Below are 16,728 nucleotides of genomic sequence, written 5' to 3'. Positions count from 1 at the left end.
ATCGCCATGCAAATCCAGTCGATGCAGTTCAAGGCGCGCGCCGGTCAGAAACTCGCGGACCAGCGGCTGCAGCAGAATCTGACCAAGCTGTCCACGAAGTTCGTCTCCGCGCGCGCCGCGGCGCTCACGGCGATCGACTTTCCGGCCACGCGCGCGGCGCTCAAGGAACGCCGCAACCGCGCGCTCGAGAATCTCGACGTGTGGCTGGAAACCTTCGAGCGCGAGGCCGCCCGGCGCGGCGTCACGGTGCTCTTCGCCGAGACGACGCAGGAGGCCGCGCGGCTGGTCGGCGACATCGCGCGCCGACATGACGTGAAGAAGGTGATCAAGACCAAATCGATGGTCACCGAGGAAATGCGCCTGAACGAAGTGCTCGGGGAAATGGGCGTGCAATCCATCGAGACCGATCTCGGCGAATACATCCTGCAGATCAACGGCAACGAGCCGCCGAGTCACATCATCGCGCCGGTCGTCCATAAGGATAAGGACGAGATCGCCGATCTCTTCGCCAGGACGCATGGCCGGCCGCGCCTTACCGAAATTCCGGACATGACGCTGGAAGCCCGGCAGATGCTGCGTCCGCACTTCATGACCGCCGACATGGGCGTGACGGGCGGCAACTTCGTGATCGCGGAAACCGGCTCGGTGGTGCTCGTCACGAATGAGGGAAACGAAGGCATGTGCACGGTGATGCCGCGCGTGCATGTGGCGGTCACGGGCATCGAAAAGGTCTTGCCCACGCTTGAAGACCTTGCCACTGCGATGCGCCTGCTGCCGCGCTCGGCAACCGGGCAGGCCACGTCGAATTACTTTTCCGTGCTGACCGGGCCGCGAGGCGAGGGCGATCAGGACGGACCGGCGCATATGTATGTGGTGCTCGTGGACGGCGGGCGCACGGGGCTGATCGGCGGCGATTTCCAGGAGATGCTGCGCTGCATTCGCTGCGGCGCGTGCATGAACCATTGTCCGGTGTATCAGAAGGTCGGCGGTCACGCGTATGGTTGGGTGTATCCCGGGCCAATGGGTTCGGTGCTGACGCCGAGCTATGTCGGCCTCGACAAAGCGCTCGATCTGCCGCAGGCCGCGACGCTATGCGGCGAATGCAACAGCGTCTGTCCGGTCGGCATTCCGCTGTCCGATCTGTTGCGCAAGTTGCGCGAGAAGCAGGTGGAGCGGCGCCTGCGTCCGTGGAAGGAGCGCGCGGGCCTGGCCGTGTGGGGTTTCCTCGCGATGCATCCAGACGCTTATGCGCTCTTCACGAAGCTCGCCGTGCGCGTGCTGGAGCGTATGGGTGGCCGCAACCGGTCAATCGCCAGGCTGCCTTTGGGGGGCGCCGGCTGGACTGCCACGCGCGACATGCCCGCGCCAGTCGGGCGTACGTTCAGGGAGTTGTACGCGGCGCAACGCAGCCATCTTGGGTGAGAAGGGCTGCGGTCGGCGGTTTGCTCTGCATGGCTGAGCCACTAAGCCATTAAGCCGCCGAGCCCCTGAGCCTCTGAGCCACTGAGCCACTGAGCCACTGAGCCACTGAGCCTCTGGGCCGCCAATTTCGTTTTAGTGATCCGTCATGCTGCCCGACGGACGATTCGGATTTCCTCTAACCGGCGGGCCGGAAGGCGCGTGACCTCCGGGGCCGCGCGCCTGCTCGCTCGGCGCCTGTGGCGGCGGACCGCCAACTCCGGGACGCGGTCCGTTCGGTCCTCGAGGGATCGCCACCGCGCCTTGAGGCGGCTGTCCGCCGCCAGGCTGACCATGCCAGCCGCCGTTCCCGCCACGATTGCCGTTGTCGCCGTCATTCCCACGCGGCGGCCGGCCGGGATAACCGGGGTAACCGCGGTAGCCAGGCCCCGGGCCATAGTAGCGTCCCGGAGCGTCGTAATAACCCGGGCCGTAATAGTTGCTGTAGCCCATGTAGACGTTGCTCTGCGGGGCGACTGGCACGCCGTAGCCGTCGTAGCCGTCATAGCCGTCGTAAGTGCTGTAGCCGTTGCCGTACATCGGCGTGCCGTCCGGATACATGGCGCAGCCACCCAGCAAGGCCGCAGCCGCGACAGCGCCAACGGTGGCGACAGAAGAAAAGGTTGCGAAGCGTTTCATTTCGAGCCCGAGGCGGAAGGTTTTCCTATCTATAAGACCGCAATTATCCGTATCTGTCGCGCTAGCTTTGTGTGCTTTTGTAAGGACTTCATTTTCATGCCCGGCGCGGCCTCACTGTTCCATTCCGGACAACGCTGTATCGCGCTACCGCCGGTTTTTCCCGATTGGCGATTTCTATAAGATTCGTGATGGGCATAGTGAGTAAGTAGCTCGCGAGCCGTCATCGGAAGAAACGACATCATGAGAAAGACAATAGCGGTGTACTGGCCTCTCGCACTCGTGCTCGCGTTGGCGGCGGTAGCATATCTGCATATTTGTGGGGACGCGGCGTCGCGGGCGCGGCAGGCGCCTCTTGCCGCGGATCAGGTGACTGCGGAACTCGCGCGCGCCGTTTCGTACGGCATGATCGACGACGCTGCGCCGCCGCCCGCCAGGCCGCTGCGTACGATGACCGCGGTGCCCGTCCCACAAGCCTCCTGAGCGCCCGAATGAACCCGCGGCCGAGCGCGGCCGCATCCGGCGAAATTTCCCCCGGCTTTGTATAATCGCGGCACCGCCCGCCCGGCGCCGCCCAGCCTCCCCACCGCGCCACCAAGCGACTGAAGATGCCCTCGATAAAAACCGTGTCCATCTGCTTCGTCTGCCTCGGGAACATCTGTCGTTCGCCGACGGCGGAAGCCGTGATGCGCCGTCTCGTCGAAGAAGCAAGGCTCGGCGAGCGCATTCTGATCGATTCGGCCGGCACCGGCGACTGGCACATCGGCCAGCCTCCGGACGAGCGCGCCCAGCATGCGGCGCGTGGCCGTGGCTACGACCTCGCGGCCTTGCGTGGACGGCAGATCGCCGACATCGACTTCGAGCGCTTCGACTTGCTGATCGCGATGGACGACAAGAACGTCGCCGCATTGCGCACGGTTTGCCCGCCGGACCAGCAGGACAAGATTCGCCTGCTGATGGAGTTCGTGCCCGAATCCGACGCCCGCTGGAGCGGCTCGCGTGAGGTGGTGGATCCGTATTTCGGCGACGCGGCAGGCTTCGAAGAAGTACTGGACCAATGCGAAGCGGCGTGCCGGGGTTTGATCGCGGCATTGCGTCCCCAGTTGATTGAGTAGATTCTTCGCGTCGAAGCAAAAAAGCGCGCGAAGAATTAAGCAAATGACCCAGATTTCGATAGGGATACTTGACTAAATTGCTCATGTATTTATACTTGACAAAACTTGTCGAGAATAGCGGTTCCCCCTACATATGAGACTCACCACGAAAGGCCGTTTCGCCGTCACGGCGATGATTGACCTGGCGCTGCGCCAGGAGCAGGGCCCGGTGACGCTTGCGGGTATCAGCCAGCGCCAACATATCTCCCTGTCCTATCTCGAGCAGCTGTTTGGCAAGCTGCGCCGCCATGAAATTGTCGAGTCCGTGCGCGGACCGGGCGGCGGCTACAACCTCGCGCGCCGTCCGGAAGACGTGACGGTGGCCGACATCATCATTGCGGTGGACGAGCCGCTCGACGCCACCCAATGCGGCGGCAAGGGCTCGTGCGAGGGCACCAAGCAGCACGACGGCCACTGCATGACGCATGAACTGTGGTCCACGCTGAACCAGAAAATGGTCGAGTACCTCGATTCGGTCTCCCTGAAGGATCTGGTCGATCAGCAGCGTTCACGCGAAGGCGCGCCGGCTGTCCTGCGCGACAGGCGCAGCGAGGCGCCGGCGATCGAGCCGGTTCGCGTGGCGCCGAAAGGGCCCAATTCCGTTTTCAACATGGCCGGTTCCTGAGGCGCGGCGCGACACGACCGCAGCCCGATAGCGAATCCAGAAGCCAGAGCACACGACGTCCCCGGAGCGATAGATGAACAACGAGATTCCCCACCTGCCCATTTACATGGACTACAGCGCCACGACCCCGGTCGATCCGCGCGTGGTGGACAAGATGATTCCGTTTCTGCGCGAGCAGTTCGGCAACCCCGCATCGCGCAGCCACTCGTATGGCTGGACCGCGGAGCGCGCGGTCGAAGAAGCGCGCGAAAACGTCGCGGCGCTGGTGAACGCAGACCCGCGCGAAATCATCTGGACCTCGGGCGCAACCGAGTCGGACAACCTCGCGATCAAGGGCGCCGCGCACTTCTACAAGAGCAAGGGCAAGCACGTCATCACGGTGAAGACCGAGCACAAGGCCGTGCTCGACACATGCCGCGAGCTTGAGCGCGAAGGTTTCGAAGTCACGTATCTGGATGTGAAGGACGACGGTCTGATCGACCTCGAGAAGTTCAAGGCCGCGATCCGCCCGGACACGATCCTGGTGTCGATCATGTCGGTGAACAACGAGATCGGCGTGATCCAGGACATCGAGGCGATCGGCGACATCACGCGTGAAAAAGGCATCATTTTCCACGTGGACGCGGCGCAGGCCACCGGCAAGATCGAGATCGACCTGCAAAAGCTGAAGGTCGACCTCATGTCGTTCTCGGCGCACAAGACGTACGGCCCGAAGGGCATCGGCGCGTTGTACGTGCGCCGCAAGCCGCGTGTGCGCATCGAAGCGCAGATGCACGGCGGCGGCCACGAGCGCGGCATGCGCTCGGGCACGCTGGCCACGCACCAGATTGTCGGCATGGGCGAGGCGTTCCGCATCGCGCGTGAAGAAATGGCAACCGAGAACGAGCGCATTCGCATGCTGCGCGACCGGCTGCTGCGCGGCCTGTCGGAGATCGAGGAAGTGTATGTGAACGGCGACATGGAACAGCGCGTGCCGCACAACCTGAACATCAGCTTCAATTTCGTCGAAGGCGAATCGCTGATCATGGCGGTGAAGGACGTCGCGGTGTCGTCCGGGTCGGCGTGCACGTCGGCTTCGCTGGAACCGTCGTATGTGTTGCGCGCGCTCGGCCGCAACGACGAACTCGCGCACAGCTCGATCCGCTTCACGGTGGGCCGCTTCACGACCGAGCAGGACGTGGACTATGTCATCAACCTGCTGAAGGCCAAGATTTCCAAGCTGCGCGAACTGTCGCCGCTGTGGGAAATGCACCAGGACGGCATCGACATTTCGACCATTCAGTGGGCAGCGCACTGACGCGCCGGTTGGTCGAAGCCGAAGTCATCGCGCCGTGGTGCTCGAAAGTTCATGGCGCGTTTAATCGAATTGGCAGGTTGAAAACGAATCAAGGAGTGTAATCATGGCTTATAGCGACAAGGTTCTGGACCACTACGAAAACCCGCGCAACGTCGGCTCGTTCGCGAAGGACGACGACGCGGTCGGCACCGGCATGGTCGGCGCGCCTGCTTGCGGCGACGTGATGAAGCTGCAGATCCGCGTGGGCGCGGACGGCGTCATCGAAGACGCGAAGTTCAAGACGTACGGCTGCGGCTCGGCCATCGCGTCGAGTTCGCTCGTCACCGAATGGGTGAAGGGCAAGACGCTCGATCAGGCCATGTCGATCAAGAACACGCAGATCGCCGAAGAACTCGCGCTGCCGCCGGTGAAGATCCACTGCTCGATCCTCGCGGAAGACGCGATCAAGGCAGCGGTCGCCGACTACAAGCAGCGTCACGGCGAAGCGGTCGTCGAAGGCGACAAGCAACACGCTTGAGCGGCAGCCGCAGGCGCGGTTGAGCGAACGGAAGCGGGCGGCGCGAAAAAATAGCGCCGCCGCGCTGGGCGACATTTGATGCAGGCAGGGTAGCGGTGCGTCGGCACGCATCGCGCAATGAGAAACGCTATGGCAATTACGTTGACCGAAAAGGCCGCACAGCACGTGCAAAAGTATCTGACCCGTCGCGGCAAGGGCGTGGGTCTGCGCGTCGGCGTGCGCACCACGGGCTGCTCCGGCCTCGCCTACAAACTCGAATACGTGGACGAACTCGCGCCCGAAGATCAGGTGTTCGAGAGCAGCGGCGTGAAGATCATTGTCGACCCGAAGAGCCTCGCATATATCGACGGAACCGAACTCGATTTCGCCCGCGAAGGACTGAACGAAGGCTTCAAGTTCAACAATCCGAACGTGAAGGACGAGTGCGGCTGCGGCGAGTCGTTCCGCGTGTAACTCGACCATTTCCGCGTGCGGCGGACAAAAGGCGGCGCGGGCCGCCTTTTTAGTTTGCTTCGCGATTTCGTTGTCCGCACGTTGATCGCACATTGACCGCGCGTTGACCGCTGAATGGGCTGATGCCTTTGTCGCGCTTTTCTGAACGGAGCATTTTTTATCCGATGGCCTCGCTGAACGATAGCCACTTCGACCTGTTTGGTCTGCCGGCGCAATTCGCGCTCGATCCGGCCGCGCTGGATCACGCCTATCGCACCGTGCAGGCGCAAGTGCATCCGGACCGCTTCGCCGCTGCGGGCGACGCGCAAAAGCGCATCGCGATGCAGTGGGCGACGCGGGCGAACGAGGCGTATCAGACGCTGCGCGATCCGCTAAAGCGCGCTACATATCTGCTGCATGTGCGCGGCATCGACATCGGCGTGCACGACAACACGGCGATGGAGCCGGCGTTTCTCATGCAGCAGATGGAGTGGCGCGAAGGCATCGAAGACGCCGCGGCCGCGAAGAACGTCGACGCGCTCGACGCGCTGCTCGCCGAATTGCGGGACGAAGAGCGCGTGCGCTTCGAGAAGCTCGCCGCGTTGCTCGCGAGCGGCGCGAATCAGGCGGCGGGCGAGGCGGTGCGGCAGTTGATGTTTATCGAACGCGTGGCGGCGGAGATCGGCGCGCAGATCGAGCGGCTCGAGAACTAGCCCGGCTGGCCGCGTCGTTCGAGCACGAGTACGAGCGCGGCCCTCGCACACCATCCAGCAACGCAAATTCAGGACGGGGCCTCGCGGCCCCGAGAAGATCCAGATGGCCCTACTGCAAATTTCCGAACCCGGCATGGCGCCGGCGCCTCATCAGCGGCGTCTGGCGGTCGGTATCGACCTCGGCACGACCAACTCGCTCGTCGCCGCCGTGCGCAGCGGCGTGCCCGACGTGCTGCCTGACGAAGACGGCCACGTGCTGCTGCCGTCGGTGGTGCGTTACCTCGCCAAGGGCGGCCGTCGCATCGGCCGCACGGCCAAGGCGGAAGCGGCGACCGATCCGCGCAACACGATTGTCTCCGTCAAGCGCTTCATGGGCCGCGGCAAGGCGGAAGTGGAAGGCGCCGAAAACGCGCCCTACGATTTCATCGACGCGCCCGGCATGGTGCAGATCCGCACCGTGGACGGCGTGAAGAGCCCAGTCGAGGTGTCGGCGGAAATTCTCGCCACGCTGCGCCAGCGCGCGGAAGACACGCTCGGCGACGAGCTGGTCGGCGCGGTGATCACGGTGCCGGCTTACTTCGACGAAGCCCAGCGCCAGGCGACCAAAGATGCCGCGCGTCTCGCCGACCTGAACGTGCTGCGTCTGCTGAACGAGCCGACCGCGGCCGCGATTGCCTACGGTCTCGATAACGGCTCCGAAGGGTTGTACGCGGTCTACGATCTCGGCGGCGGCACCTTCGACCTGTCGATCCTGAAGCTCACCAAGGGCGTGTTCGAAGTGCTGGCGGCGGGCGGCGACTCCGCACTCGGCGGCGACGATTTCGATCACGCGCTGTATCGCCACGTACTGCACGAGGCGGGCATCGAGCCACATTCGCTCGCGCCCGAAGACGTGCGCCTGTTGCTCGACAGCGTGCGCTCGACCAAGGAGGCGTTGTCGGACGCGCCCGAGGCTACCCTTGCCGCGACGCTCTCCAGCGGCGCCAGGATCGATCTGACGATCGCTGAAGCCACTTTCGAGGCTATCACCCAGGCGCTCGTGCAACGCACGCTCGGCCCGACGAAGAAGGCGCTGCGCGACGCGAAGGTCACGACCAAAGAGATCAAGGGCGTGGTGCTGGTCGGCGGCGCGACGCGCATGCCGGTGATTCGCCACGCGGTCGAAGCGTTCTTCGGCCAGCCGCCGCTCACCAATCTCGATCCGGATCGGGTCGTCGCGCTGGGCGCGGCGATCCAGGCGGATCTGCTCGCGGGCAACCGCGGCGCGGAAGGCGACGACTGGTTGCTGCTCGATGTGATTCCGCTCTCGCTCGGCGTCGAGACAATGGGCGGCCTGACCGAGAAGATCATTCCGCGCAATTCGACGATTCCGGTCGCGCGCGCGCAGGATTTCACCACCTTCAAGGACGGCCAGACCGCGATGGCGATCCACGTCGTGCAAGGCGAGCGCGAGCTTGTCAGCGACTGCCGCTCGCTCGCGCGTTTCGAGCTGCGCGGCATTCCGCCCATGGCGGCGGGCGCGGCGCGCATCCGCGTGACCTATCAGGTGGACGCGGACGGCCTGTTGTCCGTGTTCGCGCGCGAGCAGGGCTCGGGCGTGGAGGCGTCGGTGGTGGTGAAGCCATCCTATGGTCTCGCCGACGACGACATCGCCCGCATGCTGGAAGATAGCTTCACGACCGCCGAAGTCGACATGCGCGCCCGCGCGCTGCGCGAGGCGCAAGTCGAAGCGCGGCGTCTCGTCGAAGCCACCGACGCGGCGCTCGCCGCCGACGCCGAACTGCTCGACGACGGCGAGCGCGCGGAACTCGACGCGCTGCTGAACGCTTTGCGCAATGTCGCGCAAAGCGACGACGTGAACGCGATCGAAGCCGCGACGAAAACGCTCGCCGAAGGCACCGACGAATTCGCCGCCCGCCGCATGAACAAGGGCATTCGCCGGGCGCTGGCCGGCCGCAAGCTGGACGAGATCTAGGCGCCGCGCCGAGCGCACGCTCTCAACGCGACGCGTGGACTTAAAAACTCCGCGCGTCGCCAGTAAAATGGTGCGTAGCCTGTTTGAGGCCGCGCCTCAGACCCAAACGGAAAATGTATGCCTCAAATCGTTGTGCTGCCTCACGTCGAACTGTGCCCCGAAGGCGCGGTGATCGATGCCGTGCCCGGCAAGAGCATTTGCGACAATCTGCTCGAGAACGGCATTGAAATCGAGCATGCCTGCGAGAAGTCGTGCGCATGCACGACCTGTCACGTGATCGTGCGTGAGGGTTTCGCCGCCTTGACGCCGTCCGAGGAAGACGAGGACGATCTGCTGGACAAGGCGTGGGGGCTCGAACCGGCTTCGCGTCTGTCGTGCCAGGCGATGGTGCCGGCGGAGCAGGATCTGGTCGTCGAAATCCCGCGTTACTCGATCAATCACGCGAAGGAAAACCACTAACAGGAGGACGCAGCCATGAAGTGGACCGATACGCAAGACATCGCGATGGCCCTGACCGACAAGCATCAGGACGTCGATCCGCAGCAGGTGCGCTTCACCGACCTGCATCGCTGGGTCACGGAACTGGAAGGATTCGACGACGATCCCAACCGGTCGAACGAAAAGATCCTGGAGGCGATTCAGGCTGCATGGATCGAAGACGCGGATTACTGAGTTGAGTTTGCTGCGGTAAAGAAAAAGGCGATTCCATTGGAATCGCCTTTTTTATTGCTCGCGGGCAATCAGAGGCTGGCAACACTTCGTTTCGGCGCGTGCTTACCCCGCGACGAGCGTGCCGCGCTCAACGTGCACGCGCTCGCCTTGCTGGAACGGCGGCGTTTCATGGTACGTGAAGTAGCGCGTCTTGCCGTTTTCCATCCGCACGCGCACCGAATACGACGTGGTGCTACGGATATGCTTTTCGACTGCATTGCCGGCCAGGCCGCCGCCGAGCGCGCCAAGCAGGGTCATCGCGGTGCGGCCGCCGCCGCTGCCGAACTGGTTGCCGACCACGCCGCCGGCCACCGCGCCGCCGACCGCGCCAATGCCGGTGCCGTGACCCTCCTGACGCACAGCGGAAATCCCGACGACCGTCCCGCACGAGGCGCAATGGGCGGGCTGCGTCGGCTGTTGCTGCGCGTATTGCGGCGTCGGTTGTGCCTGTTGCGATTGCGCCTGTTGCTGTTGCGCCGGGTAGGGCTGTTGAGCGTACTGTTGCTGGGCGAGCGTTGTGACCGGTTGCGGTTGCGGCGGTTGCGCGGCTTGCTGCGCCGCCTGTTCGGCCACTTGGGGGGAATTCTGTTGCGCCGACGGATTAGCCGGCGCCGCCGAATCGACCACGGCCGGCTGGTCCGTTTGCGGCAGGACTCGCGCGGCCTGCGTCTGATTGGTGGTCGCGCCGTTGCTGGACGCCTTCGGGAACATGCCGGTGATCGCCGCCGTCGCCACGAGGCTCGCGACGAGCACCGCACCCGCAGCAGTCGCGACAAGCGGATGAAGCCGCCGCGACGAGGTCGGCGGTACCGGCGCGGCGGGCCGAGTGGACGGCTGAGTGCCAGGCTGAGTGGCGGGTTGCGTGTCGGGGTGATCCATGTTGGCCTCCGTCTTCGGCAGAGTGACTGTTGTGAGACCCAGTCTCCTGCAAATCGATCCCGGAGACATTTCAAAATGTAACGATTTGCCGACAGCCCCACGTCGGCCGCGCGAGCGGCGCGCGGGTTTTACCGATGGTTACACCCTATTAATGCTCGCCGGCGTTTTTGCGTCGAGGAAAACAAAACGCCCGGCGGGAAAGCCGGGCGCTGATGGCATAACGTGGCGCGAACCACGCAGTTTTAGTCTTCGCGACGCAGATGCGGGAACAGAATCACGTCGCGGATGCTCGGGCTGTCGGTCAGCATCATGACCAGACGGTCGATGCCGATACCGCAGCCGCCCGCCGGCGGCATGCCGTATTCGAGCGCGCGAATGTAGTCGGCGTCGTAGAACATGGCTTCTTCGTCGCCGGCGTCTTTCTGGTCGACCTGCTTCTTGAAGCGCGCGGCCTGATCTTCCGGATCGTTCAGCTCCGAAAAGCCGTTGGCGATCTCGCGGCCGGTAATGAACAGCTCGAAACGCTCGGTGATGCCGTCCACCTTGTCCGACGCGCGCGCGAGCGGCGACACCTCGACCGGATAGTCGATGATGTACGTCGGCTCCCACAGTTGCGACTCGGCGGTTTCTTCGAACAGCGCGAGTTGCAGCGAGCCCACGCCCGCGTTCAGGAACTGCGGCTGCGACGCATCGACGCCGAACTTTTTCAGCTCGGTGCGCAGGAACGCGCTGTCGGCGAGCTGCTCGTTCGTGTATTGCGGCGCGTACTTCTGGATGGCTTGAGTAATCGTCAGGCGGTGGAACGGCTTGGCGAGATCCAGCTCGCGGCCCTGATACGTGATCGTGGCGGTGCCCAGCGCGTCGATCGCGGCCTGACGGATAAGCTGCTCGGTGAAGTCCATCAGCCACTTGTAGTCGGTGTAGGCCGCGTAGAACTCGATCATCGTGAATTCCGGATTGTGACGCACGGAGACGCCCTCATTGCGGAAGTTACGGTTGATCTCGAACACGCGCTCGAAGCCGCCCACTACCAGCCGCTTCAGATACAGCTCCGGCGCGATGCGCAGGAACATCTGCATATCGAGTGCGTTGTGATGCGTGGTGAACGGCTTGGCCGCCGCGCCGCCCGGAATGGGGTGCAGCATCGGCGTTTCGACTTCCATGAAGTTGGCGTCGGACATGAATTTGCGGATCGACGAAATCGCCTTCGTGCGCGCGACGAAAGTCTTGCGCGTTTCCGGCGTGACGATCAGATCCACATAGCGCTGGCGATACTTCATTTCCTGGTCCGACAGACCATGGAATTTGTCCGGCAGCGGACGCAGCGACTTCGACAACAGCCGCAGTTCGGTGCAACGCACCGACAGTTCGCCCTTGTTCGTGCGAAACAGCACGCCGCGCGCCGCGACGATATCGCCCATGTCCCACTTCTTGAAGGCGTCGTACGTTTCCTGACCGACATCGGCCGGCGTGATGAAGAACTGGATCTGACCCGAGCCGTCGCGCACGGTCGCAAAGCTCGCCTTGCCCATCACGCGTTTGAGCATCATGCGGCCGGCGAGGGCGACTTCGAGCGGATTGGCTTCGAGCGCTTCCTTGTCGGCGTGTTCGTACTGCTCCTGCAGATCTTCCGCGTGATGCGTGGGACGGAAATCGTTCGGATAGGCGACGCCTTGCTCGCGCAACTCGCGCAGCTTTTCGCGGCGCTCGGTCATGATCTTGTTGTCGTCCACCTCGGGCACGACGGGCGATTGGATCGGTTCGTTCATGATGGTTTTGGTGTTCTTGGTCCGCGCGGGTTGATCCGTTCGCGAACAGCCAGTCGGTGAAAAACCTCAGGCAATAAAAAAGATGCGGCGCGGCTTTGCTTGCCGCGCCGATGGTCGCTTAGACGCCTTGCTTCAGGCTCGCGCTGATAAACGGATCGAGATCGCCGTCGAGCACGCTCTTCGTATTGCTGATTTCGACGTTGGTGCGCAGATCCTTGATGCGGCTGTTGTCCAGCACGTACGAGCGGATCTGATGACCCCAGCCCACATCGGTCTTGCCGGCTTCGAGCTTGTCCTGCTCTTCCTGACGCTTGCGGATTTCCGCTTCGTACAGACGCGATTTCAGCATGGCCATGGCTTCGGCGCGGTTGCGGTGCTGCGAGCGGTCGTTCTGGCACTGCACGACGATGCCCGACGGCATGTGCGTGATACGCACGGCGGAGTCGGTCTTGTTGATGTGCTGACCGCCCGCGCCGGATGCGCGGTACGTGTCGATACGCAGATCGGCCGGATTGATGTCCACTTCGATCGAATCGTCGATTTCCGGATACACGAACACCGACGAGAACGACGTATGGCGGCCGCCCGACGAATCGAACGGCGACTTGCGCACGAGCCGGTGCACGCCCGTTTCGGTGCGCAGGAAACCGTACGCGTATTCGCCCTCGATCTTGATCGTGGCGTTCTTGATGCCCGCGACGTCGCCGTCGGTCTGTTCGAGCACTTCGGTCTTGAAGCCCTTGCGTTCGCAGTAGCGCAGATATTGGCGCAGCAGCATGGACGCCCAGTCGCACGCCTCGGTGCCGCCCGCGCCCGCCTGGATGTCCAGGAACGCGTTGTTCGGGTCGGCCGGATTGGCGAACATGCGGCGAAATTCCATGTCGGCGACGCGCTGCTCCAGCCCTTGCGCGTCGGTTTCGCAGGCGATCAGCGTTTCGTCATCGCCTTCTTCGCGCGCCATCTCGAACAGGTCTTGCGCGTCACGCAAGTCGTTGCCGAGCGACGTGAGTTTGCCGACCGTGTCGTCGAGCAGCTTCTTTTCCCGGCCAAGCGCCTGGGCGTGTTTCGAGTCGTTCCAGACGTTCGGGTCTTCGAGTTCCCGGTTGACTTCGATCAGACGCAGTGATTTGTCGTCGTAGTCAAAGATACCCCCGTAGGTCGGCCGCGCGCGTGCGCAGGTCCGCCAGAGAGGCTTCGATCGCGTTGAGACGTTCCGCTTCCATGTCGATCTTTTATAGCTTCGTAAAAAGGGGAAATTATAGCCGATCGGCGTGCCGCGCCGACGCCTCTTCAGCGATCCGGCGCGGGTTTGGGATTGATTTTGCGGAGTTTTTCGCCGCTGCGGCGAGTTCGCACGCGGTTCGCGCGCGCCGCACGCAAGCTCGCGCGGGCGCTAGCCCGCCGCGTGCTCGACGATCAGCTGCACGCGCGAGACGCCGTTCCATGTGTCGCTCGCGAGCCGGTAAGCGACCGTGGTGCGCGCGGGCAGCGTGTCGGTGTGATTGAACCAGATCGCGTTGAAGCGCTGGCGGCCGCGCAGGAGTTGCAGCTTCAGGTGCTTGTCCTTCACGAGCGCCTGCGATGCCACTTCGAATTCGCCCGAGAAAACCGGCGCCGGAAAACCCTGGCCCCAGACGGCGGCGTCGAGCATTTCGACGAATTGCGGCGTGAAGTACGCGTCTTCGAGTTCGCCGTCGGTTTCGACGGTGCGCGACAGCGCGTCGTCGGTGAGCCACGCGCGGCCGACCGCTTCGAAGGCCGCCGTGAAGCGCGGCACGTCGGCGGTGGCGAGCGTGAGGCCCGCGGCCATTGCGTGTCCGCCGAATTTGACGATGAGGCCGGGCTCGCGCTTCGAGATCAGATCGAGCGCGTCGCGCAGATGAAAGCCCGCAATCGACCGTCCCGAGCCTTTGACGAGCTGGCCGCCGTCGTCGGCGAGCGCGAACGTGAACGAAGGCCGGTGGAATTTTTCCTTAAGCCGTCCCGCGACGATGCCGATCACGCCCTGATGCCAGGCCGGATTGAACAGCGTGATGGTGGTTGCGCCGTGGGGGTCGACCGCGGAAAGGCCGTCAAGCGCCTGTTGCTGCATGCCCGCTTCGATTTCGCGGCGCTCGCGGTTCATGGTGTCGAGTTGCTGCGCGAGTTCCCATGCGCGGCCGACGTCGTCGGTGGTCAGGCACTCGATGCCGAGCGACATGTCCGACAGCCGTCCCGCCGCGTTCAGCCGCGGCCCGAGCGCGAAGCCGAGGTCGAAGCCGGACGCGTTGCGGGCGTCGCGCGCGGCAGCGCGAAAGAGGGCGGCGATGCCAGGCTGCATCTTGCCTTTGCGGATGCGCTGCAAGCCTTGCGCGACCAGTACGCGGTTGTTGCCGTCGAGCTTCACGACGTCCGCGACGGTGCCGAGCGCGACCAGATCGAGCAGGCCGTCCAGACGCGGTTCGGGAAAGGCGTCGCCGAACGCGCAGCGGCGGCGCAACTCCGCGCGCAGCGCGAGCAGCACGTAGAACATCACGCCCACGCCCGCGATGCACTTGCTCGGAAACTCGCAGCCCGGCTGATTCGGATTGACGATCGCGCGCGCGGCGGGCAATTCGTCGCCGGGCAAGTGGTGATCGGTGACGAGCACGTCGATGCCGAGCGCGTTGGCCGCTTCCACGCCGTCCACGCTCGCGATGCCGTTATCGACGGTGATCAGCAGTTCCGGCTTGCCCGAGGCGCTGCGCGCGGCGAGCGCGACGATTTCCGGCGTGAGGCCGTAACCGTATTCGAAGCGGTTCGGCACCAGGTAGTCGATCCGGGCGCCGAACATGCGCAGCCCGCGCACCGCGACCGCGCAGGCGGTGGCGCCGTCGCAGTCGTAGTCGGCGACCACCAGCATGCGGCGCTTGTGCTGGATCGCGTCGGCGAGCAGCGCGGCGGCGCCGTCGCAGCCTTTCAGCGCGGCGGGCGGCACGAGGCGCGCGAGGCCGGTTTCGATTTCGTCGGGCAGACACACGCCGCGCGCCGCATACAGGCGCGCGAGCACAGGATGCAGGCCGTGGCGGACGAGGACTTCGGCGTCGGCGGGGGAACACGCGCGCGTAACGATTCGGGTCATTCGGAAAGGCCGTGGATCTTGGTACACATCATTCGATGAAGAGCGACGCGAGCACGCGCCGCCGCCAGAATTTGCGCAAATCGCCGCGCGTGATGGTGAGCGTGACCGAGCCGGTATCGCCGCACAGGGTCAGGCCGAGTTCGCCGAGCGCGCCGGATTCCAGCGCGTCGAGCGCCGGTTCGAACCAGTCGCCTTGCAGCGCGGCGAAAGCGGCGTTCCAGCGCGCCCAGTCCTGTTCGATGTAGGGCGCGGAAAACGGATCGAGCTCGACGAGCGCGGTGTCGTTCGACGCGGCGTTTGCCGACGTCCGCCGAGCGCCCGCCAGCGCGGCCAGCGCGCCGAACGACGCGGCCAGCGCGCCGAACGACGCAGGCGGCGCGGCGGTTTGAACGCCCGCCGAGATCGCGAGGCCGCGTGTCGCGGCGGCGTCCGAGAACACGCGGGCAAACGGACTGCGCACCGGCCGCGCTGCGCCCTGCGCGTGAAACCAGATCGAATTGACGGCCGGCAGGCCGCGCGACTCGCGCGCTTCGTTCACGGGATGCTCGAACCAGGCCATCTGCACTTCGTTCTGGAGTTTCATCCACGCTCGCGAGCGCTCGCCGGAATGCGCTTCGTGCGGCAGCCAGATTTCGATGTTGCGTCCGCTCGCGCGCAACGGCGACGCGCCCGCGAGCGTGCCGAAGCCTTCGCCCGACAGATACCAGCGCGCGGGTTTCGGCGCCTCGATGCGCACGCCGAGTTCCTCGATCAGCGGCCGCGCCACCGCGAGCAGCGCGGCCGCTTCCTGGTCGGAGAGTTCGAGCGATGCCGGATCGATCAGCACCAGATGGTCATGCGCGATGCGCACGTGCACCGGCTGAACGCAGGCCCACGTGGCGTCGCCGGGTTCGCCGCCGTCGGCGCGCAGCATGTAGGGCGCGAGCGGCGCTTCATCCGCGGCCGCGGTGCGAGGCGCGCGGATCGTGTCGCTCGCCGCGCTCGGGAGCGCGCCGAACTGCCGCGCGATCCAGCGCTCGTGCGGCAGTGTGCGCTGAAAATCTTCGCCGATCACACGCTCCACCAGCGTGCCGCGCGCGACCAGCCGGTCGAGCGCGGGACTGCGGATATCGTGCAAGGCGGTGGAGGCATCGGCTGCGGCGGGCAGCGCGAACGGAAGCAGAAGATGAAGTCGGTGGGCGTGCATGATGCTGCGCATTGTAGGGCAAAGCGCGGCGCGGTTTCGCCCGGATCGGCGCGGATCGCGGCGCGGCGGGACCGTTGCCGGACGCGTTCGCGGGCCAGAAACTGCCCAGCCGCCGCCGAGCAACCGCCGAGCAACCGAGCCACAATCGGCGAGCAATTGGCGACCAACCAGGCCGCAAGCTGGCCGCAACCGGCCAGCCGCCGACGATCAACCGCCCCGCACACCCGCCCATTCGGCGGCGGCGCGGCATTGTATGGCACACTTCGCGCTTGGTTG

Annotated in this window: 17 protein-coding genes; 11 read left to right on the top strand and 6 right to left on the bottom strand. The window is 64.7% G+C overall.

From position 1 onward, the window contains the following. The first annotated feature begins 6 nt into the window (after positions 1 to 6). Entirely contained in the window at positions 7 to 1,422 is a 1,416-nt protein-coding gene (locus VOM14_RS09640; RefSeq protein WP_327628471.1) for a lactate utilization protein B, read from the top strand. A gap of 132 nt (positions 1,423 to 1,554) precedes the next feature. On the opposite strand, the gene VOM14_RS09635 is transcribed toward VOM14_RS09640, so the two are convergent. Then, positions 1,555 to 2,097: a hypothetical protein gene (locus VOM14_RS09635; RefSeq protein WP_327628470.1), complete on the bottom strand. Its 543-nt coding sequence runs from the start codon at positions 2,095 to 2,097 to the stop codon at positions 1,555 to 1,557. A 240-nt stretch (positions 2,098 to 2,337) separates the two neighbouring features. Between VOM14_RS09635 and VOM14_RS09630 the strand changes: the two genes are divergently transcribed. The 10 genes from VOM14_RS09630 to iscX all read left to right on the top strand — a co-directional run bounded on the left by VOM14_RS09630 (position 2,338) and on the right by iscX (position 9,479). Further along, on the top strand, positions 2,338 to 2,577 hold the full coding sequence (locus VOM14_RS09630; protein WP_327628469.1) for a hypothetical protein: 240 nt from the start codon (positions 2,338 to 2,340) through the stop codon (positions 2,575 to 2,577). A gap of 134 nt (positions 2,578 to 2,711) precedes the next feature. After that, a complete protein-coding gene (locus VOM14_RS09625) occupies positions 2,712 to 3,209 on the top strand; it encodes a low molecular weight protein-tyrosine-phosphatase (RefSeq protein WP_327628609.1) in 498 nt (165 codons plus the stop codon). A 133-nt stretch (positions 3,210 to 3,342) separates the two neighbouring features. Beyond that, complete coding sequence (gene iscR / locus VOM14_RS09620) at positions 3,343 to 3,873, top strand: Fe-S cluster assembly transcriptional regulator IscR (protein ID WP_327628468.1); 531 nt, start codon at positions 3,343 to 3,345, stop codon at positions 3,871 to 3,873. Positions 3,874 to 3,946: 73 nt separating this feature from the next. Continuing rightward, a complete protein-coding gene (locus tag VOM14_RS09615) occupies positions 3,947 to 5,170 on the top strand; it encodes an IscS subfamily cysteine desulfurase (RefSeq protein WP_327628467.1) in 1,224 nt (407 codons plus the stop codon). A gap of 103 nt (positions 5,171 to 5,273) precedes the next feature. Beyond that, a complete protein-coding gene (gene iscU, locus VOM14_RS09610; protein ID WP_327628466.1) occupies positions 5,274 to 5,687 on the top strand; it encodes a Fe-S cluster assembly scaffold IscU in 414 nt (137 codons plus the stop codon). Positions 5,688 to 5,816: 129 nt separating this feature from the next. After that, positions 5,817 to 6,140 (top strand): iron-sulfur cluster assembly protein IscA, encoded by a 324-nt coding sequence (gene iscA / locus VOM14_RS09605; protein ID WP_327628465.1) that lies wholly within the window; start codon positions 5,817 to 5,819, stop codon positions 6,138 to 6,140. 164 nt (positions 6,141 to 6,304) lie between these two features. Beyond that, positions 6,305 to 6,832, top strand: a complete 528-nt coding sequence (hscB, locus tag VOM14_RS09600; protein WP_327628464.1) for a Fe-S protein assembly co-chaperone HscB — start codon at positions 6,305 to 6,307, stop codon at positions 6,830 to 6,832. A 103-nt stretch (positions 6,833 to 6,935) separates the two neighbouring features. Then, on the top strand, positions 6,936 to 8,807 hold the full coding sequence (gene hscA, locus VOM14_RS09595; protein WP_327628463.1) for a Fe-S protein assembly chaperone HscA: 1,872 nt from the start codon (positions 6,936 to 6,938) through the stop codon (positions 8,805 to 8,807). Positions 8,808 to 8,924: 117 nt separating this feature from the next. Beyond that, positions 8,925 to 9,266, top strand: a complete 342-nt coding sequence (gene fdx / locus VOM14_RS09590; RefSeq protein WP_175160925.1) for an ISC system 2Fe-2S type ferredoxin — start codon at positions 8,925 to 8,927, stop codon at positions 9,264 to 9,266. A gap of 15 nt (positions 9,267 to 9,281) precedes the next feature. Next, complete coding sequence (gene iscX / locus VOM14_RS09585) at positions 9,282 to 9,479, top strand: Fe-S cluster assembly protein IscX (RefSeq protein ID WP_013588918.1); 198 nt, start codon at positions 9,282 to 9,284, stop codon at positions 9,477 to 9,479. 102 nt (positions 9,480 to 9,581) lie between these two features. Here iscX and VOM14_RS09580 read toward each other — a convergent pair whose 3' ends face one another. The 5 genes from VOM14_RS09580 to VOM14_RS09560 form a co-directional block, all read right to left on the bottom strand. Further along, entirely contained in the window at positions 9,582 to 10,397 is an 816-nt protein-coding gene (locus tag VOM14_RS09580; protein ID WP_327628462.1) for a glycine zipper 2TM domain-containing protein, read from the bottom strand. A 242-nt stretch (positions 10,398 to 10,639) separates the two neighbouring features. After that, a complete protein-coding gene (gene lysS / locus VOM14_RS09575; RefSeq protein ID WP_327628461.1) occupies positions 10,640 to 12,166 on the bottom strand; it encodes a lysine--tRNA ligase in 1,527 nt (508 codons plus the stop codon). A gap of 118 nt (positions 12,167 to 12,284) precedes the next feature. Continuing rightward, positions 12,285 to 13,389 (bottom strand): peptide chain release factor 2 gene (gene prfB, locus VOM14_RS09570; protein ID WP_327628460.1). Its coding sequence is split into 2 segments (ribosomal slippage): positions 12,285 to 13,307 and positions 13,309 to 13,389, totalling 1,104 coding nucleotides; the frame shifts between segments, so codons are not numbered across the junction. Between the two features lie 170 nt (positions 13,390 to 13,559). Next, positions 13,560 to 15,266 (bottom strand): single-stranded-DNA-specific exonuclease RecJ, encoded by a 1,707-nt coding sequence (recJ, locus tag VOM14_RS09565; RefSeq protein ID WP_327628459.1) that lies wholly within the window; start codon positions 15,264 to 15,266, stop codon positions 13,560 to 13,562. Positions 15,267 to 15,294: 28 nt separating this feature from the next. Next, on the bottom strand, positions 15,295 to 16,464 hold the full coding sequence (locus VOM14_RS09560; protein WP_327628458.1) for a regulator: 1,170 nt from the start codon (positions 16,462 to 16,464) through the stop codon (positions 15,295 to 15,297). Positions 16,465 to 16,728: the final 264 nt, after the last annotated feature.

Origin of the sequence: Paraburkholderia sp. MPAMCS5, from assembly GCF_036016995.1 — a bacterium.
Lineage (GTDB): Bacteria > Pseudomonadota > Gammaproteobacteria > Burkholderiales > Burkholderiaceae > Paraburkholderia.
The sequence above is the reverse complement of the archived record's forward strand: the minus strand, read 5'-3'. Positions and strand labels throughout refer to the sequence as shown.